This is a genomic window from Sporosarcina sp. P13 (assembly GCF_002743055.1).
Lineage (GTDB): Bacteria > Bacillota > Bacilli > Bacillales_A > Planococcaceae > Sporosarcina.
On sequence record NZ_PDYM01000081.1, the window covers coordinates 1 to 1,463 of the forward strand.

Consider the following 1,463-nt stretch of genomic DNA (forward strand, 5'->3'; position numbering starts at 1 on the left):
CATTATGCTGGATTGACTTGAAGTTCTACCATTATTTTAATATCATCGCCTACTAGTACGCCGCCTGTTTCTAACGCTTGGTTCCAAGTTAGACCAAATTCTTTTCTAGAAATCTTTGTTTCCGTTTCAAAACCAACTACGTCTACACCCCAAGGATTTTTTCCAGATCCAGTGCGAGTTACTTTAAATGTTGTTTTCTTCGTAACGTCTTTAACCGTAAGATCCCCTGTTACATCGTACGTGTCTTTTCCTGTTTTAACAATTTCAGTTGAATCAAATGTAATAGTCGGATACGATTCTACCGCGAAAAAGTCATCCGAACGAAGGTGGTTATCACGGTCTACATTATTTGTATTAATTGTGTTGACATCAATTTTGAAATCAATTTTAGCTTCCGTTAAATTTTCTAGATCTCCAGTAACAGAACCTTCAATCCCAGTGAAACTACCTTTTACATTTGAAACCATCATATGTCTAACTGAAAAACCTACATTTGTGTGCGCTGCATCTACGTTCCATTTTGTCATGTTAAAACTCTCCTCTTTATTAAGTATTAAATATATCATACACTACAACTATCTCGAATTCAATATATATGATTTAATTACATATGGAATTGAATTTATTTACTTATCAAGTGCATTCATATATTCCTTTTAGTTTACTCAACTCTTTGCAATTCATTACTTTGGTCTTTCGATAGAAAAAATTTCGCCAACTTTTGCATAGCTAGAGCCCGCTAAACGACTGATAGCATTTAGACCTCTTGGATCGATCCGCCCATCCTCATAAATCTTTTCATCCATGTGAAAGCGAACAATTTCTCCAATGAACAAATCACTACCGGGACCATCCCCACCTAAAGGTATCGCTTGGACAAGTCTGCATTCCATGCGAACTTTCGCTTCATTCACTCCGGGAACAGATACATCTTCACTCGGTACAAGTGTTAAATTCGCCAATTCAATTTCACTTTCTGTTGCTGGTAATGAAGCAGCTGTTTCATTAATTTTCGCCACATTCTCATCATCCACAATATGCACCACAAATTGCTTAGTATTATAAATGTTTCGAGCAGTATCTTTTAGGTGTTCAGTAGGTCTCTGAATAGCTAGTGAAACCATTGGTGGGTTGGATGAAACAATATTGAAATAGCTAAATGGCGCACCATTGACGATGCCGTCCTCGGATTGGGTTGTGACAAAGGCAATAGGTCTTGGAATGATAGAACCAATAAGAAGTTTGTAATTATCTCGTTCACTATTTTTTGTCGGATCAATCGAAATCAATAGATTCAGCCCCTTTAGTACTCAAAGTTTTTCATTAAAATTACAAATACTCTTTTTCAATTTTAAGTGTGCTACGTACTGTGTCGATTGGTCTTACTGATGCTTCAATTTGTTTCCTTTCCCCTTCAAGGAATGGCGGTAACGACAAGATTTCCCCTACCGTTTCATACGGTT

2 protein-coding genes and 1 pseudogene are annotated in these 1,463 nt (G+C 36.8%); all 3 read right to left on the bottom strand.

Annotated features, from left to right (window positions below; all coding sequences use genetic code 11):
- Window positions 1-2: 2 nt before the first annotated feature.
- Window positions 3-527, bottom strand: a complete 525-nt coding sequence (locus tag CSV79_RS16485; protein WP_099690118.1) for a YceI family protein — start codon at window positions 525-527, stop codon at window positions 3-5.
- A gap of 156 nt (window positions 528-683) precedes the next feature.
- Window positions 684-1,289 carry a flavin reductase family protein gene (locus CSV79_RS16490; protein ID WP_099690119.1) on the bottom strand — a complete coding sequence of 202 codons (606 nt, stop codon included), beginning with the start codon at window positions 1,287-1,289 and terminating at the stop codon, window positions 684-686.
- A 40-nt stretch (window positions 1,290-1,329) separates the two neighbouring features.
- Window positions 1,330-1,463 (bottom strand): annotated as a pseudogene (locus CSV79_RS17245) (ring-cleaving dioxygenase); the annotation flags it as partial.

Bases quoted from the DNA above. Each gene is read 5' to 3' on its own strand.
- CSV79_RS16485 (WP_099690118.1), bottom strand. From the start codon at position 527: ATGACAAAATGGAACGTAGATGCAGCGCACACAAATGTAGGTTTTTCA.